The sequence below is a fragment of the Agromyces albus genome (assembly GCF_004134825.1).
GTDB lineage: Bacteria > Actinomycetota > Actinomycetes > Actinomycetales > Microbacteriaceae > Agromyces > Agromyces albus.
Genome location: NZ_SDPN01000035.1, coordinates 20,528 through 44,081 on the forward strand (window position 1 = coordinate 20,528; position 23,554 = coordinate 44,081).

The window sequence follows — 23,554 nt, forward strand, 5'->3', positions numbered from 1 at the left end:
TTTCTGGCAGTGACGACCCTCCTCCCCGCTGGGGTCCCGCGCAGTGACATCCCATCAGCAGCCGGAGCTCCGGCTCCCCAGAGATAGGTACGAGTAGTGGTTTACGCAGTAGTGCGCGCCGGCGGTCGGCAGGAGAAGGTCGAAGTCGGCACCATCGTGACGATGGACCGTATCAAGGCAGACAAGGACGGCAACGTCTCACTCGCCGCGGTCCTCCTCGTCGACGGCGAGAAGATCACCTCCGACGCCGAGTCGCTTGCCAAGGTCACGGTTACCGCCGAAGTCCTCAACGACCTCCGCGGTCCGAAGATCGTGATTCAGAAGTTCAAGAACAAGACCGGGTACAAGAAGCGTCAGGGGCACCGTCAGGAGCTCACGCGCGTCAAGGTCACCGGCATCAAGTAGCGGCCGCAAGGAGAATCAGACATGGCACACAAAAAGGGAGCGAGCTCCACTCGCAACGGTCGTGACTCGAACGCCCAGCGCCTCGGCGTGAAGCGCTTCGGCGGCCAGGTCGTCGGCGCGGGCGAGATCCTCGTCCGCCAGCGCGGCACGCACTTCCACCCCGGTGCAGGCGTCGGTCGCGGTGGCGACGACACGCTCTTCGCACTCGAGGCCGGTGCGGTCCAGTTCGGCAAGAAGGGTGGCCGCAAGGTCGTCAACATCGTGGCGGCCGGCGAATAGTCGACCGAACGATTCTGTGAGGGCGGGCTTCGGCTCGCCCTCACGCGTTTTCATCCGTGAGGAGGATGCAGCACATGGTCAGCTTCGTCGACGAGGTGACACTGTTCGTGCGTGCCGGTCACGGTGGGAACGGATGCGTCTCAGTACGCCGCGAGAAGTTCAAGCCCCTCGCGGGCCCTGACGGCGGCAATGGCGGCAACGGTGGCGACATCGTGCTCGTCGCCGACCCGAACGTCACCACCCTGCTCGGCTTCCACCGCCGTCCGCACCGTTCATCGGAGAACGGCGGACCCGGAATGGGCGACCACCGTTCCGGTGCGGCCGGCGAGACGCTCGACCTCCCGGTGCCCGTCGGCACCGTCGTGAAGGACCACGACGGCGAAGAGCTCGCCGACCTCGCCGAGCCCGGCATGCGATTCATCGTCGCTCCCGGCGGCCAGGGCGGTCTCGGCAACGCCGCGCTCTCGTCGACGAAGCGGAAGGCTCCCGGCTTCGCGCTGCTCGGCACGCCCGGGTTCGAGGGCGAGGTCATCCTCGAGCTGAAGACGATCGCGGATGTCGCGCTCGTCGGCTTCCCCTCGGCCGGCAAGTCGAGCCTCATCGCGGCGCTGTCGGCGGCGCGCCCCAAGATCGCCGATTACCCGTTCACGACGCTGCATCCGAACCTCGGCGTCGTGCAGGCAGGCGAGAGCCGGTTCACGGTTGCCGACGTTCCGGGCCTCATCGAGGGTGCGAGCGAGGGCAAGGGCCTCGGGCTCGAGTTCCTGCGCCACGTCGAGCGCTGCTCGGCCCTGCTGCACGTCATCGACTGCGCGACGCTCGAGCCGGGCCGCGACCCGGTGAGCGACCTCGACGTGATCCTCGGCGAGCTGGGCGCGTATCCCGTGCCCGAGGGCCAGGTGCCGCTGCTCGAGCGTCCGCAGCTGATCGCGCTGAACAAGATCGACGTGCCCGAGGCACGCGAGCTCGCCGCGTTCGTGCGGCCCGAGTTCGAGGCGCGCGGCTACCGCGTGTTCGAGATCTCCACGGTGAGCCACGAGGGGTTGCGTCAACTCGGGTTCGCGCTCGGCGAGGTCGTCGAGAACGCGCGACGCGAGGCGGCCGAAGCCCCCGCTGCACCGCGCATCGTCATGCGTCCGAGGAGCGTCGACGACGCCGGGTTCACCGTGCGCGCCGAAGGCGGCAGCTACGGCACCCTGTACCGGGTACTCGGCTCGAAGCCCGAGCGGTGGGTCGCGCAGACCGACTTCACGAACGACGAGGCCGTCGGCTACCTCGCCGACCGCCTTGCACGACTCGGCATCGAGGATGCGCTCGTGCGCGCCGGAGCGACTGCCGGTTCGGCTGTCGTCATCGGCCCCGGTGCCGGAGTCGTCTTCGACTGGGAGCCGACGCTCACGTCCACCGCCGAGCTCATCACCGCCCCGCGCGGTTCCGACCTCCGTCTCGACGAGCAACGCCGTGCCACGCGCAACGAGCGCCGCAGCGACTACCACGAGCGCATGGACGCGAAGGCCGAGGCTCGAGCCGAGCTCGAGCGCGAGCGCGCGGCCGGCATGTGGTCGGAGCCGGATGCCGAGGACGAGCCCGTTGTCGAGGGCGAGCCGTCGAACGCCGCTGTCTCCGCTCAGGAGGGTGTGGGCGAGGAGGGCCAACGGTGACACCCCGGCGGCGCACGGAGATCCCACACGCCACCCGCATCGTCGTGAAGGTCGGCTCCTCCTCGATCAGCGGAGACAACGCCGGCCAGATCGCTCCCCTCGTCGACGCGCTCGCCGCCGCACATGAGCGCGGCATCGAGGTCGTGCTCGTCTCCTCCGGGGCCATCGCGACCGGCATGCCCTATCTCAAGCTCGACGAGCGGCCCACCGATCTCGCGACCCAGCAGGCCGCGGCATCCGTCGGGCAGAACCTGCTCGTCTTCCGCTACCAGGACTCGCTCGACCGCTACGGCATCGTCGCGGGGCAGGTGCTCCTCACCGCGGGCGACCTCGAGAACCCCACGCCGCGTTCGAACGCGCAGCGCGCGATGGACCGGCTGCTCGCGCTGAAGATCCTGCCGATCGTGAACGAGAACGACACCGTCGCGACCCATGAGATCCGGTTCGGCGACAACGACCGGCTCGCGGCCCTCGTCGCCGAGCTGATCGGCGCCGACCTGCTCGTGCTGCTGTCCGACGTCGACGCGCTGTATACGAAGCCGCCGCACCTCGATGGGGCGAAGCGCATCGAGCACGTGCCGTTCGGCGACGCCCTCACGGGCGTCGAGATCGGCTCGGTCGGACGCGCCGGCGTCGGCACCGGGGGAGCGGAGACCAAGGTGTCGGCGGCGCGCATCGCAGCCGAGGCCGGTGCCGCCGTGCTGATCACGGCGACGAGCCTCGTCGCCGACGCGCTGGCCGGACGCGAGGTCGGCACGTGGTTCGAGCCCGCCCCCGAACGTCACACGGCCGACGGCGAACCGGCGCTCGCCTAGGCTGATTCCATGGAGCACCACGAAGTCGACACGAGCCTGATCGACGTGCGGCTCGCTGCCGCGAAAAACGCGTCATTCCGGCTCGCGCAGGCGACGACGGCCGAGAAGGATGCCGCCCTCGAACAGGTTGCCGCGATCCTCCGGGCGCGGTCCGCCGACATCGTCGCCGCGAACGCGCTCGACCTCGCCGCGGGCCGCGAAGCCGGCCTCGCCGCCGGGCTCCTCGACCGCCTCGAGCTCGACGAGCGACGGGTCGACGCACTCGCCGAGGCGGTGCTCGAGGTCATCGGTCTCACCGATCCGATCGGCGAGACCGTGAGCGGCCGATCGCTGCCGAACGGCATCCGCATCGACCAGGTGCGCGTGCCGCTCGGCGTCGTCGGTGCGATCTACGAGGCACGACCGAACGTGACCGTCGACATCGCCGTGCTCGCGCTGAAGAGCGGCAACGCGGTCGTGCTCCGCGGCGGCAGCGCCGCAGAACAGACGAACCGCGTGCTCGTCACAGCACTGCGCGACGCACTCGACGCCGCCGGACTTCCGGCCGACGCCGTGCAGACCGTCGACGACTTCGGCCGCGCCGGTGCCCGCCATCTCATGCAGGCACGCGATTACGTCGACGTGCTCATCCCACGTGGGAGCGCCGGCCTCATCCGTGCCGTCGTCGACGAAGCGCGAGTGCCGGTCATCGAGACGGGCGCCGGGGTCGTGCACATGTTCCTCGATGAGAGCGCGCGAGAAGACTGGGCCGTCGAGCTCGTGCACAACGCGAAGGTGCAACGACCGAGCGTCTGCAATGCCCTCGAGACCCTGCTCGTGCACGAGGCGGCGGCTGCGCGGCTGCTGCCCGCGGTGCTCGACCGGCTCGAGGCATCCGGCGTCACGATCCACGCCGACGAGCGGGTGCGGGCACTCCGACCCGAGGCGTTGCCCGTCACCGATGAGGACTGGGCAACCGAGCACATGAGCCTCGACCTGTCGGTCGGCGTCGTCGACTCGATCGACGACGCGCTGCGGCACATCCGTCGCTATTCGACGAAGCACACCGAGTCGATCGTGACGAACGACCTCGGCAACGCCGAGCGATTCCTGAACGAGGTGGATGCCGCGGCGGTCATGGTGAACGCCTCGACTCGCTTCACCGACGGCGCGGAGTTCGGTTTCGGTGCCGAGGTCGGCATCTCGACGCAGAAGCTGCATGCACGGGGCCCCATGGGACTGCCCGAGCTCACGAGCACGAAGTGGATCGTGCGCGGCGCCGGGCATGTGCGTGCCTGACCTCGCTAGACTGTCCGGAGCGACACCCGCAGGATTCGAAAGGAACGGCGAATGAGCCTCGTGACCGCAGTGCTGACCGAGACGGTGCACGCCAGGGAACTGCCGATCGACTCGTGGGTCTACGGTCTCATCGCGCTCGTCATCTTCGCGGTGCTCGCCATGATCGTCGCGTCCTACCGCGACGTGGCCAACCGCCACACCAGCAAATCGGCAGCCTATGCTGCCCGCCACTCAGGAGACGAGCACGGCGGTCACTGAGCGGGCGGTCGCGTGATCACGAGCGAGGAACGCCGACCACGGGTCGGTGTGATGGGTGGCACCTTCGATCCCATCCACCACGGGCACCTCGTGGCCGCGAGCGAGGTCGCCCAACACCTCGAGCTCGATGAGGTCGTGTTCGTGCCCACCGGCCAGCCGAGCTACAAATCCGACGTCACACAAGCCGAGCACCGCTATCTCATGACGGTCATCGCGACGGCGTCGAACCCGCGATTCACCGTGAGTCGCGTCGACATCGATCGTCCGAAGCCGACGTTCACGATCGACACGCTCCACGACATCAGGAGCCAGCGCCCCGACGCCGACCTGTTCTTCATCACCGGCGCCGACGCGATCGCCCAGATCCTCTCCTGGAAGAACGTCGGCGAACTCTGGGAGCTCGCGCACTTCGTGGCTGTGAGTCGTCCGGGACATGTGCTGTCCGTTTCGGGTTTGCCAGAGCAAGACGTAAGCTTGTTGGAGGTTCCGGCACTTGCGATCTCGTCGACCGACTGCCGGGACAGGGTGCGCCGGGGATTCCCGGTGTGGTACTTGGTGCCCGATGGGGTCGTCCAGTACATCTCCAAGCACCACCTCTATCGGAGTGTCGAATGACGTCGTCACAGGAACCACCGCTTACGCGCCGCGAGGCTCGTGAGCGTGAGCGCCTGCGAGAGCAGCAGGCGCCTTCGACGACCCCGGATGCCGCACCTCCCGCCCCGCGCGACCAGCAGGTCGACCAGCCGGTTCGGACTGTCCCGCCGCAACCGCAGTTCCCCGCTCCCGCGCCGCCGCCTGCAGCTCCGGCCTATGCCGCGCCGCGCCCAGCCGGAGGATCCGGCCAGCTACCGTCGCCGTTCGGGGGAGCCGTGGCGGCACCGCAGCAGAACCCGTTCGCACCCAGATACCCGCAGCCCGCCGCGCAGCCGGCGCCCACGTCGCCCCCTACACCCGTCGCGCCGCCGGCTCCCGCCCCGCCCACCCAGTTCGGATCGCAGTTCCCGGCGCCGTCGGCGCCCGCTCCGCGCCAGCCGAGCGTCGAGCACAGCGCTCCCGAGCGTACGCTGACGCGACGCGAGCTCCGGGCGATGCTCGATGCGCAGCACGAGCATGAACTCGACCTCGACGACGAAGTGGTCGCAACGCCACCTCCTGCAGTTGTTCCCAGCGAGCATCCGTTGCTGTCGCCTCCGGTGCCGACGAGGGCACCGGCGCCGCACCAGCCGGCCGCCGAGGCGAGCCTTGCCGCCGACGCTGTCGTGTCACAGAAGCCTGTCGGCCACTGGACCGCTCAGCTGAACGTGCCGGCCGACCGCGCGGAGCCGTTCGACCAGTTGCTCTCACGTGGCGGCGTGAGCCACGGCGTTCCGACCACCACGAACGCGCTCATCCTGCCGTCGCTGCCGAATCAGGCGCCGGCCGGCAACAACAACCCGCTTGCAGCGAGCGGTGAGATCATCGTGACCGGCTCGATCAACCTGCCGCGCAGTTACGGCGCGACGGGCGTGCACCCGAGCCACATCGACTCGGCCGACGTCGACCGGTTGTTCGACCAGGTCGAAGACGGCGCGGGCACAGGTGGCGCGCCGATCGCGGCGACCCGCGCCATCAGCACGCAGGGTGCCGCTCGCGCGATGATGGCTCCGCCCAAGAAGGAGGGCGTGAACGCTCCTCTCGTACTCGCCGTCACCGCCGGCGTCCTCGCACTCGGCGTCGTCGCCACACTCGTCATCGGTGCCGTCGCCGGCCTCTTCTGAGCCGGGGCATCCACATCGACTTCTCAGAATCCGGAAAAGAGCGTATGACCGCATCACACGAGGCACTCGACCTGCTCGCCATCGCGGCGCGAGCGGCAGACTCCAAGGGCGGTGAAGACCTGGTTGCACTCGACGTGTCGGGTCCGCTGCCGTTCGCCGACATCTTCCTGCTGGTCACCGGCAACTCCGAGCGCAACGTCGTCGCCATCGCCGACGAGGTCGAGGAAGTGCTCGGTCGCTCAGGAACCCAGACCCGTCGCCGTGAGGGTCACGACGCCGGCCGCTGGATCCTGCTCGATTTCGGCGACCTCGTGGTGCACGTCTTCCACCAGGAGGAGCGCCTCTACTACGGGCTCGAACGGCTCTGGCTCGACTGCCCGTCGCTGCCCGTGGCACCGCTCCTGGCGACGAGCAGCTGAGCGCAGCCGCGAGCATCCGCTGAGCGGGTCTCGATTTCATCCGGGACCCGCGGCTGGTGTAAGCTCAATTCGTTGCCCCGAACGGGGCGTACGGGTCTGTGGCGCAGCTGGTAGCGCACCTGCATGGCATGCAGGGGGTCAGGGGTTCGAGTCCCCTCAGATCCACCGAAACCCCTGATGAACGCGAAGTTCTCAGGGGTTCTTCTCGTGAAGTAGAGCCCTTGGGGCCTTTTTGGGGCCTTTTTCAAATCGCCCCGAGGAGCCGGAAAAGGACATCTGCCTGTTCGGTGGCGGACGGCCGAGATGACCCGAGTGGCGAGTCTCAGCCGAGGAGTCGATCGAGCGCCCGATCCATACGACCCGGCATGTCCTGTGCTGGATCCAGCAGCCACTGCAGCTGTAGGCCGTCCCAGACGGCGATGATCAGGTGCGCCGCCTGTTCAGGATCCACATCCGATGGCACCCTGCCCTGCTGGATGTCGTGTGCAATATCCCGCTCTAGCTCTGCTGCGAGGTTTTCGTACCGTTTGACGAACCATCCGTGCGCTGGGTACTCGGGGTCGGACGCCTCGGATGACACGATCGCGAGAAGGCGCAGCAGTTCCGGCCTGTCGAGGTTGTGTCTGACGACATCGAGGATTGCGCTCTTCACGCCATGGGCTCGGGCACGATCGAGGAACCAGTCTGCCGAGTGGTCGGCGTTCTCCAGCACGGCCGCGAGGAGGTCGCTCTTGGCTGGGAAGTGATGGACGACGCTGGTGAGGCTCAGCCCGATCTGACGAGAGATGTCTCGCAGCGAGCCGCCGTGATAGCCCCGCGTGGCGAAGACGTTGGTCGCGGCATCGACGATCTCCTGCCGCCGCTTCGCTGTTTTCGCGTATGGCCCGCGCCGCGCCGGTGCGGCGAGATCGGTCCCAGTGTCGGATGCCATGTGGCAATGGTAACGGTTTCGACTGAAAATGTTGCACCTGTTCGGGTTTGGCGGTATCGTCGTCCCGCAGCACACCAGCCGACTCAACGAGGAGAAACTGCAATGGCACGAAAGACAGCTCTGGCCGCTCTCGCGGGTGGCGTTCTGGTCACCCTGGCACTCACAGGATGCGGACGCGCGGACACGGCAGGCGCCGACGCCGAGGCCGGCGCCGCGATCGATGACAGCCCAGCGACCGGGACGATCGACGTCTGGGCGATGGGAACCGAGGGCGAGCTCCTACCCGACCTCGTCGCGGAGTTCGAGGAGCAGAACCCCGACGTGGACGTCAAGGTGACGGCGCTTCCGTGGACCGACTACGCGAAGAAGATCGAGACCGCCGTGGCATCCGGGTCCACCCCCGACGCGACGATGATCGGATCCTCGGATCTGGCGTCGTTCGTGGCAGGGGGCGGCCTCGACCCGGTCCCCGACGGACTCGTCGACGACTCGTCCTTCTTCGCCGGCGCACAGTCGAGCACCGAGATCGACGGCGCCACCTACGCGGTGCCGTGGTACGTCGAGACCCGAGTCCTCTTCTACCGTGCAGATCTCGCGAAGGCGGCCGGTGTCGCGGCTCCGACGACGTGGGACGAATTCGATGAGTTCACCAAGGCTCTCCAGGGCGAGGGAGCCGAATGGGGCTTCTCCGCTCCCACTGGAGCGCCGTACACCTGGTCGGGTGTCCTCCCGTACATGTGGCAGGCAGGCGCGCAGCTCACTGACGACGGACTCGAGGAGTTCACGTTCGACACCCCCGAGGCCCTCGAAGGCCTCGAACGGTACCAGTCGCTCTTCACGAGCGGCGTCGCGAGCCAGAACGGACCCGTCAACCTCGGCGAGATCGAGCCCCGGTTCGTCGCCGGCGAGGTCGGCTCGTTCATCTCCGGTCCGTGGGAGATGGGCCTGCTGACGCAGGCCGGCGGTGAGGGCTTCCTCGCGAACGTCGGGCTTGCCCCCATCCCTGCCGGACCCGACGCGAACACCTCGTACATCGGCGGAAGCCACTTCTCGGTATTCAAGGACGCGAAGAATCGAGATGGAGCCTGGAAACTCGTCCGGTGGATTTCGGATGCCGCGACGCAGGAGAAGTGGTTCGAGATCTCCGGCGACCTGCCCGCCGTCCAGTCCGCCTGGGAAGGCGATGCGCTCGCCTCCGACCCGAACCTCGCCGTGTTCGGTGAGCAGCTCGAGAGCGCTCAGAACGCCCCGCCTGTGACGACCTGGACCCAGATCGGCGCCCTCGTCGACAGCGAGGCCGAGAAGGTGGCCAAGGGCGTGAGCACCCCAGAGGACGCGCTCGCCGCGATCCAGTCCGGCGCCGAGAAGATCGGTACGGGGAAGTAACACTCATGACCACCCTGATCGCTCCTTCCGAGGCGGGGACCAGCTCCCCGCCTCGGAAGAGGGACCGCGCCCACTCGCGGTCACCCCGGAGGAGGGACCGAGCCCGGGCGCGACGGACTCTGATCGCCTGGCTGTTCTGCAGCCCGTTCCTGTTCTTCTTCCTGCTCTTCGGCCTCTGGCCAGTACTCGCATCGCTGCTGATGAGCTTCACCGACATCACCAGCCGCGACCTGCGCACCCCGTTCAACGTCGGATTCGTCGGGCTGGAGAACTACCTCGCGCTGTTCTCCGACGACACGTTCGTGCGCTCCGTGCTCAACACGCTCTACTTCGTCGTGGTCGGCATCCCGCTCACGATGATCGTCTCCCTGACGATCGCCGTCGCACTCAACTCGGGGATCAAGCGACTCAAAGCAGTCTTCCGCGTCGGCTACTTCGCACCCGTGGTCACTAGCATCATCGCGATCGCGGTCGTATGGCGGTACATGTACCAGGACGACGGCCTGTTCAACGCGGCCCTGGCCGTAATCGGCATCGATGGGCCGGACTGGCTCAACGATCCCGCTTGGGCGATGCCGGCACTGATCATCATGGCGGTGTGGAGGAACTTCGGCATCCCGATGGTCATCTTCCTGGCCGGGCTGCAGGCGATCCCCGCCGAGCTGCACGAGGCAGCCAGCGTGGATGGCGCAGGCAAGTGGCGTTCATTCCGGAGCATTACGCTGCCGTTGCTCCGACCGACGACACTCGTCGTCGCCGTGCTGCTGAGCATCGCCTACCTGCAGTTCTTCGAAGAACCGTTCGTCATGACCGGCGGCGGCCCGTTGGACAGCACGACGTCGATCGGCTACTACGCCTACGAGCAGTTCGGGTTCGGTCTCTACGGCATCGCCTCGGCGGCGTCCTATGTGCTCGTGCTCGTCATCGCGCTGCTCAGCTTCCTCCAGTTCCGCCTGTTCCGCTCCAGGAGTTGACATGACCATCGCCGCCCCGCGGCGCACTCTGCGGCGACCTTCGCTGCGTGCGCTGATCTACATCCTGCTTTCGCTCGGACTCGTCGTCACGCTGGCACCGTTCGCGTGGATGCTGCTCGGCTCGATCAAACCGACCGGAGAGATCCTCGCGAACCCCAACCAGTGGCTTCCCGAGAATCCCACGCTGTCCAACTTCACCGACCTGCTCGCCAAGCAGAACTTCGGGCTGTACTTCTTCAACAGCGTCGTGGTCGCAATGGCGTGCGTCATCGGCAACCTGCTCTTCTGCTCGATGGCCGGCTACGCCCTCGCGAAGATCGACTTCGCCGGCAAGAAGGTGCTGTTCTCACTCGTACTTCTGATGCTCGTGGTACCCGGCATCGCGACATTCGTGCCCCTCTTCGTGCAGGTGAGCAACCTGGGAATGGCCAACAGCTACCTCGGCCTGGTCCTGCCCTACGTGGTCACCCCCCTCGGGGTCTTCCTCATGCGGCAGTTCATCGGCGAGATTCCCGATTCGCTCCTCGAGGCCGCGCGGATCGACGGCGCGGGGGAGGCCCGCATCTTCTTCCGGTTGATCCTGCCGCTTTCAGGGCCGGCGTTGGCGACCCTCGCGATCCTCACATTCCTCGCACAGTGGAACAACTTCCTCTGGCCCCTCGTGATCGCACAGACCGACGACATGTACACCCTTCCGGTGGCGCTCGCGCTGTTCGCCGTCGGAGCCAACGGCACGAACTACGGCCTCCTCCTGGCCGGCTCGGTCGTCGTCGTGCTGCCGATGATCGTCGTCTTCCTCTTTCTTCAGCGCTACTTCATCCAGGGAATCGCGAGCACGGGAATCAAATGACCTACACGAGCACCACAGCCGTCGACACGGCGCCTCACCTCGACCGAACGACGGACCGTGCGCAGCTGATCGTCGACGGCAAGCCGTTTCCCGTTCTCGGCATCGAGCTGCACAACTCCTCCACTTCCGGCGTGAGCGCGCTGGCCCGCGGGTTCGAGGTCGCGCAGGCCGTCAACGCGAACACCGTCCTGGCCAGCGTGACGTGGGAATCCGTGGAGCCGATCCAGGGCACGTTCGACTTCTCCTCCGTTGAGCTGCTCGTGTCCGAAGCGCGGAAGTCCGGGATGCGCCTGGTGCTGCTGTGGTTCGGAGCGTGGAAGAACGGGTCTTCCAGTTACGCGCCCGCATGGGTCAAACGGGACTGGGAGCGCTATCCCCGCTGCGTTCTCGCCGACGGACGACTCTCCGACACCCTGACGCCGTTCGGCCCGACCGAGCTCGACGCGGACGCGTTCCACGCTCTCGTCGAGTATGTCGAGACGATCGACTCCGATCAGCGCACCGTGCTGATGATCCAGATCGAGAACGAGATCGGGTTGCTCGGCGCATCCCGGGACAACTCGGAGTGGGCGGATGCCGCATTCCATGCCCCGATACCGCTGATTCTGAGCGACATCCTCGCACAACGACCCGGGTTCGAGCACGGCACATCGCAGTCGTGGTCCGCCGTATCGGGCGACCCGCTCGGGCGTGACGAGGCGTTCATGGCCTGGGGCTACGCCTCCCACGTGGAGCATCTTGCGTCCCGAGCACGGCAGGTGACCGCGCTGCCGCTCTTCGTGAACGCCTGGCTTGACAGTGACATCGAAATCGAGATCGAAGGATTCCCTGTCGGCGGCGGCCAAGTTCCCGGAACATACCCCAGCGGCGGACCTCTTCCACGTGTCGCCGACGTGTGGACCACGGTCGCGCCCAGTCTGGACCTGCTCGCTCCCGACCTGTACTTCGGTGACCCCGACACGGTCTTGGGAGCCTTCGCCGAAGTCTCGCGAGGGCTGTTCATCCCCGAACAGCGCCGCGACCTGTCGGGGATCGGCACCGCGTTCCTGGCGATGGGTCAATACCGTGCAATCGGTGTCTCGCCCTTCGGCGTCGACTCCGCCGAGCACTCCGAGATCGTCCCGCTCGCCGACGCGTACCGACTCCTCGAGGCGGCACACACCGCCCGCATGGACGCCACAACCGGGGGAGGGAGCGTCGGTTTCCACCTCTCCGATGCGATCCCCACCGTGACGCGGGAGCTCGGGCGCACCGTCCTCTCAGTCAGCCGACTGACACGCCTCGGCGTCGACCCCGCCGGCGGGCAGGGCTACGGCGTGGTGGTTGAGCTCGGTGAGGACCGCTATCTCGCCGTGGGCCGTGGATTCCGCATCGAGTTCGGCGACCGCGACCCGGAGTCGCAAGTCGGGCTGGAATCCGTCGACGAGCTCGGCTCCGACGGCAGGCGCGCCCGCCGGCTCAACGGAGACGAGACCGCAGGCGGCGCAGCGGTGCTCCACCCGCCCATGGAGCGCACCGTCAGCCCATTCCCCATCCCGATGGACAACGCCCATACCGGCATCTCCCGATTCACGGTGTACCGGATGCCCCGCCATGACCGGCGCGGCTGAGGGCAGCGAGCATTTGCACCATTGCACAAACCAACGAAGGAAGAACATATGAACGTCGAGCGCGGGTTTCTCTGGGGAGCCTCATCCGCCCCACTTCAGGTCGAGGGCAACAACGTGAGCAGCGATTGGTGGGCGCGGGAGGAATCCATCCCAGGGATGGTGGCGAGCGGCGACGCCATCGACTCGTACCACCGATACCCCGAGGACATGCGCCTGCTCGCGGACGCGGGCCTGAACGCGTACCGCTTCGGAATCGAGTGGGCTCGGATCGAACCGCGGCAGGGTCAGATCTCGCGAGCGCAGCTCGCGCACTACCGCCGGATGATCGACACGGCCAGGAATCTGGGCCTCACGCCCGTCGTGACCCTGCACCATTTCACCAGCCCGCAGTGGTTCGCTGAGCTGGGCGGTTGGATGGCGGCTGACGCCGTCGATCACTTCGTCCGCTACGTGCGCACCGTGATCCCGATCCTCGACGAGGTGGAGTGGGTCGCCACCATCAACGAACCCAACATGATGACCATGATGATCGAGATGGCCCGAGCGGCCGAGTCAGGTGAGCTGCCGGAATGGCAGAGCCCGACGGTCGAGGGCGCCGTCCAACCTCTGCTCCCGATCCCGGATCCGCAGGTCGGACGTCGCTTCGTCGAGGCGCATCACGCCGTGCGGGATCTCATCCGCGACGCCACCGGTGCGAAGGTTGGCTGGACCGTTGCGAATCAAGCGCTCACCGCCACTCCGGGCAACGAGGCGAAGCACCTCGAGATCCAATACGCGCTGGAAGACCTCTACCTCGAGGCGGCCCGCGGTGACGACTTCATCGGAGTGCAGGCCTACTCCAGTCAACAGGTGGACGAGAACGGACTCGTGCCACACGCACCGCACCCCGACAACACCCTCGTGGGAACGTCCTACCGACCGGATGCGCTGGGAATGGCGGTTCGGCACACCTGGGATGTCACGGGCGGTGTTCCGATCCTCGTCACCGAGAACGGGATCGCGAGCGGAGACGATGCCCGGCGCATCGACTACACCTCCGGAGCCCTCCGCGGCCTGTTCTCCGCGATGGCAGACGATGTCGACGTCCGCGGCTACCTGCACTGGACTGCACTCGACAACTACGAATGGGGGCACTGGGAGCCGACCTTCGGGCTGATCGCGGTCGATCGGGAAACCTTCGAGCGCACACCCAAGCCGAGCCTCGCCTGGCTCGGAGACGTCGCCCGCCGGGGTGGATTGCCAGCGTGACCACGCCCCCGCAGCGCTGGGCCCTCATCGGCACCGGCACGATCTCGCGCTCGATCGCGGCCGACCTGGCCCGATGCGCGGGAGCCGAAGCCGTCGTGGTACACAGCCGGGACCCCGAAAAGGCGGCGCGCTTCGCCACGGAATTCGGAATCGCGAAGGCGACGGCTGACTACGCCGCCATCCTCGCCGACGACTCGATCGATGCCATCTACCTTGCGACCCCGTTCGCCACCCACCACCGGATGAGCCGTGAGGCTCTGCTGGCAGGCAAGCACGTCCTGGTCGAGAAGCCGATGGCGATGAGCACCGCCGAGGTTGCGGACCTGTTCGGCCTTGCCGCCGCACAGGGCGTCTTCCTGATGGAGGCCATGTGGATGAAATTCACCCCTGGGTTCCTGCGGTTGCGCGAGGAGGTCGCACGGGGACGAATCGGTGAGGTGCGCAGCGTGCGGGCGTCGTTCGGAGCACCGTTCCCCGAAGGCGGCAGCCGCTGGGATCTCGCGGCGAGTGGCGGCGCGCTACTCGATCAGGGAATCTATCCGGTCACCCTCGCGCACGCGCTGCTCGGTTCCCCGGAGTCGATCTCCGCGCGGGGAACGACCCGCGCCGACGGTCTCGACCTGTCCGAACACTTCACGTTCGAGTATCCGGGCGGTGCGTTCGCGCAGGGAGGGAGCTCCATGGTCGAGTTCCTCGACCTCGCGGCATCCGTCAACGGAACCATCGGCTGGATCGACATCCCTCCCTATTTCTGGGGAGTCAGACGGCTCGAGATCCATGCCGGCGCCACACAAGAGTCCTTCGAGCGACCGGAGGTTGTGGAATTCGACGAGCCGGGAGACGGCTACGTGCCGATGCTCAGCGAGGTCATCCGCGCCATCGACGCCGGAATGCTCCAGCATCCTGAACATGACGCCAACGCCACCGTCGACGTCTTCACCCTGCTCGACGAGATCATGTTCCAGGTGCGGCAGTCCGCAGGCGCTCAACCCTGATCGTGTCGGCGCACTCAGTGCCGCGACGATCGCAGGGGTTTTCGCGTCGTGTTCAGAAGAGATCCTCGCCGGGCAGCTCGGCGGCTTGGCGGATCCAGCTCGCAATGAGCTCATCGTCGAGCTCCTCATCCTCATGGATGTCGAGGTAGCGCACGCGCTCATGCTTGGACTCTCCAGGAGGGGGAGGGTCAAGCGACGTGCCGTTGTGCCAGGCCACCTTCACGTGCCTCGTGAAGCAGTGGAAATCGAGGAACCACCCGTTGCCCTCAGTCCCGTAGAACGGCGAGTTCCAGCGGACCGCCTTGCGCACGTCGGGGAGGGTACGCACGATGAGGTTGTCGAGGTGGCGGCCGACGTCGCGTTTCCATCCCGGCATCGCGTCGATATACGCCTGGACGGGCTCATCGCCGTCGCCCTTCGGAATCTGCGGGTTGCCGCCTGCCAGCAGGCGGGGCTTCCCTGATGGCTGCTGTGCCATGGGCGTCATGTTAGCCGCTTCGTCTGCAGCCGAGAAGGCCGTCTTCATGGGGCCGTCAGGGCCTGGTCCCAGACGGGGAGGTTCTGGCGTACGTAGTCAGCAGCACCCCGCCAGTGCTCGCCGTGGCCGGCAACATACATGTCAGCCCATGGCTGGAATCCGGTCTCGTGCGAGGACTTCAGGAGATCGTGCATGGCCGCTGTTCGTTTCGCCATGGCGGCCGGCAGCGCAGTGCGCAGCGCGATATCTGCCCCATACCCATCGACGACTGCTCGCAATCTCAACGCAGCCTCGTGCACCGGTTGCCCGTCGACCAGCAGGCCGAAGGACTGCGCGGCATAGGCCAGATCCCACAGCCTCGTGCTCGGACCCGCGCCGTCCCAGTCTATGAATACCCAACGATCTCCCATGATGAGGTTCCACGGGGCGAGGTCGTTGTGGCACATCAGGTCGGGGTGCTCCACCGGCAGCAGTACGTTCCAACCATCCGGGTCGGGCATGGCGAAACTCTTACTCGCGTCATGGATCTGCCGGATCATCCGACCGACCCTCATCAGATCTTCGTGTCCGAGGGGCAGTTGTTCCAGGGCGGATTTGCCTTCGACGAATTCGACGACATGCCGACCCTCTCCGTCGCGGCCGAGGGGCGTTGGGACATCAACCCCAGCCGCGCGGAGCGCGCCGAGATAGGCCTGAACGGTGGCTGAATTCTCCAGCCACGGTTTTCGGACGGTGTTGCCCTTCCGCACAACACGCTCCGAAGCATTCCCACCCGTCAGTTCCTGCTCATGCTCGAACACCGAAGCAGCTAGCGGTCGGCAACCGGCTCGACCAAGGCCCGTCGACGCATTCTGAGCGAGGGCGCGTCGCGTTCGGGCCTGGATGTCACGCCCCAATAGGGTTGACCCGCCCGTCTCACCCCAAGACACCCGAACGATTGCCGCGCCAAGACCTGATGCTCCGCTCCTCCCGAATCTTCCCCGGCGCCATCGTCGCCTGCCTCTTCGCCGCACTCCTCATCTGGACCGGCGCCTGGAATCCGGTCGCAGACGCGCTCGACGACGCCTTCGGCGTCGAGGTCGAGACGAGCGGGGATGCCGCCGCCGTCCTCGCCGAACTCGACACGATCACGGTGAAAGGCAAGGCCCCGATGACGGGCTACGACCGCGAAGGCGTGTTCGGTTCCGCTTGGATCGACATCGACCGCAACGGCTGCGACCAGCGCAACGACGTCCTCGATCGGGATCTGTCGGCCACGACGTACAAGCCCGACACTCGCGATTGCGTCGTGCTCACCGGCACCCTGGCCGATCCGTACACGGGTGCCACCATTCCATTCCAGCGCGGGCAGGACACCTCCACCGCGGTGCAGATCGACCACATCTACCCCCTCGGCATGGCCTGGCGTCAAGGTGCGCAGCAGTGGACCCAGGAGCAACGCATCGCGTTCGCGAATGACTTCGACAACCTTGTCGCCGTCGACGGGCCGGCGAACAGCCAGAAGGGCGATTCCGGCCCCGCCGCCTGGCTGCCGTCGAACAAGGGCTATCGGTGCGAGTACGTCATCGACTTCGTCAACGTCACCGCGAAGTACGACCTCTCGCTGCCGCAACCGGATGTCGACGCGGCCCGGCGCATCCTCGCGAACTGCTGAGGCGACGACGGGACGTATGCTGAAGCATGGACATTCGCGACATCCCGTTCACGACCATCGATGGCGACCCGACCTCACTGGCCGAGTGGGCCGACGACGTGGTACTCGTCGTGAACGTGGCCTCGAAGTGCGGGCTGACGCCCCAATACGAACAGCTCGAGGCGTTGCAGCGTGAGTACGGGCCACGCGGATTCACCGTGCTCGGGTTCCCGTGCAACCAATTCGCGGGGCAGGAACCGGGCGGCGTCGAGGCAATCAAGGAGTTCTGCTCCACGACCTACGGTGTGACCTTCCCGCTCATGGAGAAGGTCAAGGTCAACGGCCGGAACCGGCATCCGCTGTATGCGCAGCTCACGGCCGTCAACGACGCCCGGGGCAAGGCCGGGCGCGTCAAGTGGAACTTCGAGAAGTTCGTGATCCAGCCGGGCGGTGAGGTGCAGCGGTTCCGCCCCGACGTCCTCCCGCATGATCCGGCGATCATCGCGGCCATCGAACGCGGCCTCGCCGACGAAGCGGCCGCCTGACCGTTCATCGCAGCGGGTGACGCAGCCCACGGCGCGCTGCCTTGACCGCTCATCGCGCGCGGCCCACAATTGGGGGTCTACCGATTGCAGGGAGCGTGAGGAACGGATGTCAGACACGTACCGTCGTCCGATCATCGATGAAGGAGCCGCCACGGTCGTCATGGGCGCCCCGCAAGGCGAGGAAGTCGCGCCGTCGCAGCCAACCGGTGAGCCCGAGAAGCGCAGCGCTACCACGTTCTGGAGCCGCGACCTCCGATTCATGCTCGTCGTGCTCGCCGCCATCGTGGTGCTGTTCCTCGCGTTCGCGCTGCTCATCGCGTTCAGCCCGACCGGCGCCGCGATCAGCGCCCTCGCGATCATCGCGGCACCCATCGCCACGATGGTCGCCGCCTACTATGGCATCTCGCTCGCGTTGCGCCAGGTCAGCGACGCACGCGAGAGTGCCGACTCGTCGGAGGCGCGCGCACGAGCCGCCGAGGTCACCGCTCGCGAGTCCGACGCCTGGGCGGCCCAGATGGAGTCGGGACTGCGCGTCGCCGTCGCCAAGCTCCGAGCAGCCGGACAGGACACCCGCGATGTGGAGCGTGCCGCGGGCACGCCCGACGAGTTCTTCTGAGCCGCCCCCCTCTGGCGGCTGAGGGCATGGCCTCGATGCGAGGTTAGAGCTCTGCGAGCACCGACACCGGGCGTTCGATGCACGCGGCGACGAAGGTCAGGAACGCGGCCGCCTCGGCACCATCGCACACTCGGTGGTCGAATGAGAGCGTGAGCTCCGTGACGCGGCGCACGGCGAGCTCGCCGTCGACGACCCACGGTCGTTCGATGAGCCTGCCGATGCCGAGCATCGCGGCCTCTGGATGGTTGATGATCGCCGCCGAGCCATCGACCCCGAGCGTGCCGTAATTGTTCAGCGTGAAAGTGCCGCCCGTGAGTGACGCGGGCGCGAACGCGCCCTTCTCGGCCTCCTCGGTGCGGGACGCGATGGCGTCGCGCAACTCGCGGAGCGACATCCGCTCGGCCCCGTGCACGACCGGCACGAGGAGTCCGCGGGGTGTCTGCGCGGCGAGTCCGAGGTTCACGGCCGAGTGGTAGACGATCTCCTCACGTGCGGCGTCGAAGCTCGAGTTGAGCGCCGGATGCTTGTGCAATCCGGCGACGACGAAACGTGCCACGAGGGCGGTGATGCCGAAGCGTTCACCCGTCGCGTCCTGCAGCTGCCGGCGAGCGGCGAGCAACTCGGTCGCGTCGACATCCACCCACACGGTCGCCTCGGGGATCTCCCGGCGCGAGCGCGTGAAATGGGCGGCGGCGGCTCGGGCCATGCGGTCGAGCGGCACGCGGCGATCGCCCTCGATGCTCGCGAGCGGTGCCGGCGAGACGGCGCTCGGCTTGGTTTCGGGTGCCTCGATCGGCGCGCCGCCGCGGGCGGCGGTCTCCGTGCCGGCCCGCTCGGAGATGAACGACTCGACATCGCGGCGCACCACCAGATGGTCGGGGCCGGAGCCCATGAGCTGACTCGCATCGAAGCCGTTCTCGCGGGCGATGCGCCGCACGATGGGGGAGACGACGGGGGAGCGCCGCGCCGGATCGAGGCGCGCCGGAGCCTGCTGTCGCTGGATCGCCGGGCCACCTGGGGAGCGGCGTCCGAATCGGGCGGGAGTGCCGGGGGCCCGCTTCGTGATCGTCGACTCGCGCGTGCCGTAGCCGATGAGCACGGCGCCGGAGCCCTCAGACGCGGTGGATGCTGTCGCGGCATCCGTCGCCTCGGCGACCTCGACCGCCTCGCGCTCGGCCGGCTCCGCCACGGCGGCTTCGGCAGGTACGCTCGGCGGGGCCGCGTCACCGGCGCCGCCCGTCAGGGTCATGAGCACGCTGCCCGCGTGCAGTGTCTGCCCGACCTCGCCGCCGAGCGTCTCGACGACGCCCGCATACGGGCTCGGCAGCTGCACGACGGACTTCGCCGACTCGAGCTCCACGACCGGCTGGTCGATCGCCACCTCATCGCCGGGCTCGACGAGCCACGCGACGATCTCGGCCTCCGTGAGGCCCTCACCGAGATCGGGGAGGATGAATGCACGGCTCATGAGAGGTCCCATTCCCAGCTTGCGAGTGCCGCGAGCACGCGGTCGGCCGTGGGGAGGTGGTATTCCTCGAGCTTCGGCGACGGGTAGGGGATGTCGAAGCCCGTGATCCGCAGCACGGGTGCGGCGAGGTGGAAGAAGTTCCGTTCGGTCACGCGCGCCGCGACCTCGGCGCCGAAGCCGCCGAACTGCGCCGCTTCGTGGATTACGGCTGCTCGCGAGGTCTTCCGCACGGAGGCCGACACCGTCTCATCGTCGAACGGTGAGAGGCTGCGGAGGTCGACGACTTCGATCGAGAGCCCTTCGTCAACTGCCGCGTCGGCGGCTTCGAGCGCGGTGCGCACGGTGGGGCCATAGCCGATGAGCGTCACGTCCGAGCCCTCGCGGACGACGAGCGCGCGGTGCATCGGCGCGGTGGTCACGGGCAGCGCGAGCGGCGCCTTCGCCCAGTAACGGCTCTTCGGCTCCATGAAGATCACGGGATCGTCGCTCGCGATCGCCTCCCGGAGCATCGAGTAGGCGTCGGCCGGGTTCGAGGGCATCACCACGGTGAGTCCAGGCGTGGACGCCCAGTACGACTCCGAGGAGTCGGAGTGGTGCTCGACGCCTCCGATGTCGCCCGCGCACGGAATGCGCACCACGAGCGGCAGGCTCACCCGCCCCTTCGTGCGATTGCGCATCTTCGCGACGTGCGACACGATCTGCTCGAACGCGGGATAGCTGAACGCGTCGAACTGCATCTCGACGACGGGTCGCATGCCATAGATCGCCATGCCGATCGCGGTGCCCACGATGCCCGATTCGGCGAGCGGCGAATCCCAGATGCGCTCGTCGCCGAACTGATGCTGCAGCCCGTCGGTCACCCGGAACACGCCACCGAGCGGACCGACGTCCTCGCCGTAGACCACGACGCGGTCGTCCTCGGCCATCGCGTCGCGAAGCGCGGCATTCAGTGCGCCCGCCATCGTGAGCTGTGTGGGCGCGGATGCCGCACCGCCGCCGCTCCTCGTCTTCGTCGCGGTCATCGTGGCTCCGCGGCAGCTTCGGCGAGTTCGGCCTCGAGTCGGGCGCGCTGTTCGAGCAGCGCCGCGCGCGGGTTCGCGTACACGTGATCGAAGAGCTCGAGCGGATCGAGCTCGGCCTCGGTGGTGATGACCTCGCGGGTGTGGGCGGCGAGCGCCTCGGCGGCATCCGTGATCTCGGATCTCGTCGCCTCGGTGAGGGCGCCCTCGGAGACGAGGTACTTCTCGAGCCGCTCGATCGGATCGCGCCGCTTCCAGTGCTCGACGTCACGGGCGTGGCGATAGCGCGTCGGGTCGTCGGAGTTCGTGTGAGCCTCGACCCGGTACGTGAGCCCCTCGATGAGCGTCGGGCCGCCGCCTGATCGCGCGCGATCCACCGCGGCGTGCGTCACGGCGTACATGGCGGCGACGTCGTTGCCATCGACGTGGAAGCCGGGCATGCCGTAGCCGACCGCCTTGTCGGCGAGCGTGGCCGCGTGCGTCTGCCGCGCGAGCGGGACGCTGATCGCGAACTGGTTGTTCTGCACGATGAACACCGTGGGCGTCTGCCACACCGCGGCGAAGTTGAACGCCTCGTGGGCATCGCCCTCGCTCGTCGCGCCGTCGCCCATGAAGGTCAGTGCGACGATCGGGTCGTGCCGCAACCGCGCGGCGTGCGCGAGGCCGACGGCGTGGAGCGCCTGGGTCGCGAGGGGCGTGGTCTGCGGGGAGGTGCGGTGCGCGCGCTGGTCGTAGCCGCTGTGCCAGTCGCCGCGGAAGGACTTCAGGATGTCGCCCGGATCGATGCCCCGCGTGAGCAGTGCGACGCTCTCGCGATAGGTCGGGAAGAGCCAGTCGTCGGCGGTGATCGCGGACACGGCGCCGATCTCGCACGCCTCCTGTCCGTACGCCGAGGGATAGGTCGCGAGCCGGCCCTGTTTCGTGAGTGCCGTGACCTGCACGTCGAACCGACGGGCGACGACCATCTTGCGGTAGAGGTCGAGGAGAGTCTCGGTGCCGGGCAGGCTGAACCCGCCGGTTGCGGCTCCGGTGACCGCGTGCCCGGCATTGTCGAGCAACCGGAGCGGCTTCTCGGAGGGAAGGGCTCGACGGGCTGCGTCATGCTCGACATTGAGGCTCATAAGGCCATGGTGCGCCTCTCACGAGGGCGTCGCATCGCCTTTTCGGCAAGCGTGAACGATCGGCCCGGCGGGCACGAAAGCGTTGCCGTGCGTCCGGTTCGCGGCGCTCAGGCGTGCCAGATGTCCAGGGTCTGCGCGGGCGGGTGTCCGTCGAGTTCGGCGAGGATCAAGTGCGATCTCGTCGAGACGACGCCCGGCATGTCGTGGATGTCGCGCAGGATCGCCTGGCTCAATTGCTCGTGGTCGGGAGCGCTGACCGTGAGCATGATGTCGATGTCGCCGGAGACGGCCTGCACCTTCTCGACGAAGGGAAGTGTCGCGAGCTTCGCGGCGATCTCCTCCCACGAGACTTCACCGATGCGCACGACGACGAGCGCGGAGATGTGCAGGCCGATGGCCTTGCGGTCGATCTGCGCGCCGAAGCCGGTGATCACGCCGCGCTTCAGCAGCAGCTGCACCCGATTGTGCGCCGCGGTGCGGGAGATGTGCACGCGCTCGGCGAGGGTTCGCACCGAGAGTCGCCCATCACGGCTCAACTCGGCGACGATACGCCGATCGATGTTGTCGAGCGCCTCGTTCCGGTGCGGTGGTTGCTGGGTCATCGTCGTCCTCATGCTCAAGCTCAGCGTACCGGCTGCGGCGTCGCGCGCGTCGGAGAGATGCGTGCATTGGGGCGTGGCGGATCATCCGGGGCAGGAACGGCCAGACGGTCGCGATCGAGTCGAGCCATCCGTTCGCGACGTGTTCGACTCGGGGCGTCCACCGGAATCCATATGCCTCTCGCACGTCAGGCGGCAGCAGCGCCGCCGTGATGATGCGCACCAGGGGAAGGAACGCAGCGGCGCCGAACGGCAGGCCGGATGCTCCTGAGAGCAACGAGCGGGCCACCGATCGGGCGTCGGCGCCGACCTCGAGCCGCGTGAGGCGTTCGGCCCACCACGCGTCGAACTCGGCTCGGGAATCCGGCCAGCCGGCGGGGGCCGACTGCAACCGGTGGCCGAGGGCGGCGTAGTTCCGGACGATCGCGTCTCCGGCCGCGGCGTCGAGTGGACCCCAGAGCCGTTCGTGCAGTTCCAGTGCGACCGCGAGCAGCGTGGATGCGACCCAGCGCTGCGCATCGGCGTCGAACGCGCTGTACTCGGGGTGCTCTGGGGACGCCGGCCCATGCACTGGCGCATGCCGCGCGTTCACGGTGCGCACGGCCGCATCGGCGACGTCGTCATCGCCGAAGCCGATCGCATAGACGTAGTCGAGCGTGCCGAGCAGACGGTCGAGCGGTCGCTCGCGGAAACCGCTGTGCCGTGCAACACCTCGTGCCACTCGGGGATCCGCGAGCTGCAGGAGGATCGCGGCCCCGCCGCCGAGGAGCAGCACGCCTTCCGCTCCGTGCCGGCGGAAGGCATCACGTTCGTCCTGAGGTGCCATCAGTACCAGTTGTACGCCTCTGAGTGCGCCCATGCGCCGCATGGGGACCCGTAACGCGCCGCGATGTACGAGAGCCCCCAGTCGATCTGCGTCGCGGCGTTGGTGCGCCAGTCGGCGCCCGCAGCCGCCATCTTGCTGCCCGGAAGGGACTGCGGGATGCCGTAGGCCCCGCTCGAGGCGTTGTAGGCGTCGGCGCGCCAGCTCGACTCGCGCGTCCACAGGAGCACGAGGCAGCGGTACTCGCCGTCGCCCCAGCCGTAGCGGGCGATGGCGCCGGCCGCATACGCCTTCGCGGCAGCCGGGTCGACGACGATGCCGGGCGGGGGAGCGCCACTGCCGGCGCCGGATCCGGCGCCGGCGGCCGCGGCTGCTGCAGCTGCGGC

The 23,554-nt window shown here is 67.8% G+C and carries 28 protein-coding genes and 1 tRNA gene; 20 read left to right on the plus strand and 9 right to left on the minus strand.

What is annotated here, in order from left to right:
* Window positions 1-96: 96 nt before the first annotated feature.
* From rplU to ESP51_RS15515, 10 genes are all read left to right on the plus strand, one after another.
* Window positions 97-405, plus strand: coding sequence for a 50S ribosomal protein L21 (gene rplU, locus ESP51_RS15470; protein ID WP_129521794.1), 309 nt, complete (start codon window positions 97-99; stop codon window positions 403-405).
* Between the two features lie 21 nt (window positions 406-426).
* A complete protein-coding gene (rpmA, locus tag ESP51_RS15475; RefSeq protein WP_129521795.1) occupies window positions 427-684 on the plus strand; it encodes a 50S ribosomal protein L27 in 258 nt (85 codons plus the stop codon).
* A 74-nt stretch (window positions 685-758) separates the two neighbouring features.
* Window positions 759-2,345 carry a GTPase ObgE gene (gene obgE, locus ESP51_RS15480; protein ID WP_129521796.1) on the plus strand — a complete coding sequence of 529 codons (1,587 nt, stop codon included), beginning with the start codon at window positions 759-761 and terminating at the stop codon, window positions 2,343-2,345.
* Window positions 2,342-3,160: a glutamate 5-kinase gene (gene proB, locus ESP51_RS15485; protein WP_129521797.1), complete on the plus strand. Its 819-nt coding sequence runs from the start codon at window positions 2,342-2,344 to the stop codon at window positions 3,158-3,160. Before obgE ends, proB begins: the two co-directional genes overlap by 4 nt.
* A gap of 9 nt (window positions 3,161-3,169) precedes the next feature.
* Window positions 3,170-4,438 carry a glutamate-5-semialdehyde dehydrogenase gene (locus ESP51_RS15490; RefSeq protein WP_129521798.1) on the plus strand — a complete coding sequence of 423 codons (1,269 nt, stop codon included), beginning with the start codon at window positions 3,170-3,172 and terminating at the stop codon, window positions 4,436-4,438.
* Between the two features lie 51 nt (window positions 4,439-4,489).
* Window positions 4,490-4,696: a hypothetical protein gene (locus tag ESP51_RS15495; protein ID WP_129521799.1), complete on the plus strand. Its 207-nt coding sequence runs from the start codon at window positions 4,490-4,492 to the stop codon at window positions 4,694-4,696.
* Window positions 4,697-4,708: 12 nt separating this feature from the next.
* Window positions 4,709-5,311, plus strand: coding sequence for a nicotinate-nucleotide adenylyltransferase (nadD, locus tag ESP51_RS15500; RefSeq protein ID WP_129521800.1), 603 nt, complete (start codon window positions 4,709-4,711; stop codon window positions 5,309-5,311).
* A complete protein-coding gene (locus ESP51_RS15505) occupies window positions 5,308-6,453 on the plus strand; it encodes a hypothetical protein (RefSeq protein WP_129521801.1) in 1,146 nt (381 codons plus the stop codon). Before nadD ends, ESP51_RS15505 begins: the two co-directional genes overlap by 4 nt.
* Before the next feature lie 44 nt (window positions 6,454-6,497).
* A complete protein-coding gene (rsfS, locus tag ESP51_RS15510; RefSeq protein ID WP_129521802.1) occupies window positions 6,498-6,872 on the plus strand; it encodes a ribosome silencing factor in 375 nt (124 codons plus the stop codon).
* A 92-nt stretch (window positions 6,873-6,964) separates the two neighbouring features.
* A tRNA-Ala gene (locus tag ESP51_RS15515) sits at window positions 6,965-7,037 on the plus strand.
* A gap of 157 nt (window positions 7,038-7,194) precedes the next feature.
* Here the strand turns inward: ESP51_RS15515 and ESP51_RS15520 are convergent.
* On the minus strand, window positions 7,195-7,803 hold the full coding sequence (locus tag ESP51_RS15520) for a TetR/AcrR family transcriptional regulator (RefSeq protein WP_129521803.1): 609 nt from the start codon (window positions 7,801-7,803) through the stop codon (window positions 7,195-7,197).
* Between the two features lie 102 nt (window positions 7,804-7,905).
* Here ESP51_RS15520 and ESP51_RS15525 point away from each other — a divergent pair, with 102 nt between their 5' ends.
* From ESP51_RS15525 to ESP51_RS15550, 6 genes are all read left to right on the plus strand, one after another.
* Window positions 7,906-9,189 (plus strand): extracellular solute-binding protein, encoded by a 1,284-nt coding sequence (locus ESP51_RS15525; protein ID WP_129521804.1) that lies wholly within the window; start codon window positions 7,906-7,908, stop codon window positions 9,187-9,189.
* 200 nt (window positions 9,190-9,389) lie between these two features.
* Window positions 9,390-10,163, plus strand: a complete 774-nt coding sequence (locus tag ESP51_RS15530) for a carbohydrate ABC transporter permease (protein WP_338420350.1) — start codon at window positions 9,390-9,392, stop codon at window positions 10,161-10,163.
* A gap of 1 nt (window position 10,164) precedes the next feature.
* Entirely contained in the window at window positions 10,165-11,013 is an 849-nt protein-coding gene (locus tag ESP51_RS15535) for a carbohydrate ABC transporter permease (protein ID WP_129521806.1), read from the plus strand.
* Window positions 11,010-12,623: a DUF5597 domain-containing protein gene (locus ESP51_RS15540; protein ID WP_129521807.1), complete on the plus strand. Its 1,614-nt coding sequence runs from the start codon at window positions 11,010-11,012 to the stop codon at window positions 12,621-12,623. The genes ESP51_RS15535 and ESP51_RS15540 overlap by 4 nt, the downstream gene beginning before the upstream one ends.
* Window positions 12,624-12,671: 48 nt before the next feature.
* Window positions 12,672-13,871 (plus strand): family 1 glycosylhydrolase, encoded by a 1,200-nt coding sequence (locus tag ESP51_RS15545; RefSeq protein WP_129521808.1) that lies wholly within the window; start codon window positions 12,672-12,674, stop codon window positions 13,869-13,871.
* Entirely contained in the window at window positions 13,868-14,866 is a 999-nt protein-coding gene (locus ESP51_RS15550; RefSeq protein ID WP_164990549.1) for a Gfo/Idh/MocA family protein, read from the plus strand. Before ESP51_RS15545 ends, ESP51_RS15550 begins: the two co-directional genes overlap by 4 nt.
* A 52-nt stretch (window positions 14,867-14,918) precedes the next feature.
* Here the strand turns inward: ESP51_RS15550 and ESP51_RS15555 are convergent, their stop codons facing one another.
* Together ESP51_RS15555 and ESP51_RS15560 are read right to left on the minus strand one after the other, a co-directional pair.
* The gene (locus ESP51_RS15555; protein WP_206737326.1) at window positions 14,919-15,344 is read right to left on the minus strand and encodes a DUF1801 domain-containing protein; all 426 of its coding nucleotides are present in this window, start codon (window positions 15,342-15,344) and stop codon (window positions 14,919-14,921) included.
* Between the two features lie 44 nt (window positions 15,345-15,388).
* Window positions 15,389-15,883 carry a phosphotransferase gene (locus ESP51_RS15560; protein ID WP_338420351.1) on the minus strand — a complete coding sequence of 165 codons (495 nt, stop codon included), beginning with the start codon at window positions 15,881-15,883 and terminating at the stop codon, window positions 15,389-15,391.
* Here ESP51_RS15560 and ESP51_RS21220 point away from each other — a divergent pair.
* The 4 genes from ESP51_RS21220 to ESP51_RS15575 all read left to right on the plus strand — a co-directional run bounded on the left by ESP51_RS21220 (window position 15,866) and on the right by ESP51_RS15575 (window position 18,138).
* Complete coding sequence (locus ESP51_RS21220; protein ID WP_338420352.1) at window positions 15,866-16,051, plus strand: hypothetical protein; 186 nt, start codon at window positions 15,866-15,868, stop codon at window positions 16,049-16,051. The two genes, ESP51_RS15560 and ESP51_RS21220, sit on opposite strands and share 18 nt — an antisense overlap.
* Window positions 16,052-16,281: 230 nt before the next feature.
* Window positions 16,282-16,998, plus strand: a complete 717-nt coding sequence (locus ESP51_RS15565) for an HNH endonuclease family protein (RefSeq protein WP_241843201.1) — start codon at window positions 16,282-16,284, stop codon at window positions 16,996-16,998.
* A 26-nt stretch (window positions 16,999-17,024) separates the two neighbouring features.
* Window positions 17,025-17,522, plus strand: coding sequence for a glutathione peroxidase (locus tag ESP51_RS15570; protein ID WP_129521813.1), 498 nt, complete (start codon window positions 17,025-17,027; stop codon window positions 17,520-17,522).
* Between the two features lie 106 nt (window positions 17,523-17,628).
* On the plus strand, window positions 17,629-18,138 hold the full coding sequence (locus tag ESP51_RS15575; protein WP_129521814.1) for a hypothetical protein: 510 nt from the start codon (window positions 17,629-17,631) through the stop codon (window positions 18,136-18,138).
* Window positions 18,139-18,181: 43 nt separating this feature from the next.
* Here ESP51_RS15575 and ESP51_RS15580 read toward each other — a convergent pair whose 3' ends face one another.
* The 6 genes from ESP51_RS15580 to ESP51_RS15605 form a co-directional block, all read right to left on the minus strand.
* Window positions 18,182-19,606: a dihydrolipoamide acetyltransferase family protein gene (locus ESP51_RS15580; RefSeq protein ID WP_129521815.1), complete on the minus strand. Its 1,425-nt coding sequence runs from the start codon at window positions 19,604-19,606 to the stop codon at window positions 18,182-18,184.
* A complete protein-coding gene (locus tag ESP51_RS15585; RefSeq protein WP_164990550.1) occupies window positions 19,603-20,628 on the minus strand; it encodes an alpha-ketoacid dehydrogenase subunit beta in 1,026 nt (341 codons plus the stop codon). Before ESP51_RS15585 ends, ESP51_RS15580 begins: the two co-directional genes overlap by 4 nt.
* Window positions 20,625-21,746: a pyruvate dehydrogenase (acetyl-transferring) E1 component subunit alpha gene (pdhA, locus tag ESP51_RS15590; RefSeq protein ID WP_129521816.1), complete on the minus strand. Its 1,122-nt coding sequence runs from the start codon at window positions 21,744-21,746 to the stop codon at window positions 20,625-20,627. The genes ESP51_RS15585 and pdhA overlap by 4 nt, the downstream gene beginning before the upstream one ends.
* A gap of 107 nt (window positions 21,747-21,853) precedes the next feature.
* Complete coding sequence (locus ESP51_RS15595; RefSeq protein ID WP_129521817.1) at window positions 21,854-22,348, minus strand: Lrp/AsnC family transcriptional regulator; 495 nt, start codon at window positions 22,346-22,348, stop codon at window positions 21,854-21,856.
* On the minus strand, window positions 22,272-23,171 hold the full coding sequence (locus ESP51_RS15600) for an oxygenase MpaB family protein (RefSeq protein WP_164990551.1): 900 nt from the start codon (window positions 23,169-23,171) through the stop codon (window positions 22,272-22,274). The genes ESP51_RS15595 and ESP51_RS15600 overlap by 77 nt, the downstream gene beginning before the upstream one ends.
* Window positions 23,171-23,554: aggregation-promoting factor C-terminal-like domain-containing protein (locus ESP51_RS15605; RefSeq protein WP_479683770.1), on the minus strand; the 384-nt coding region annotated here is incomplete at its 5' end. The genes ESP51_RS15605 and ESP51_RS15600, both read right to left, overlap by 1 nt.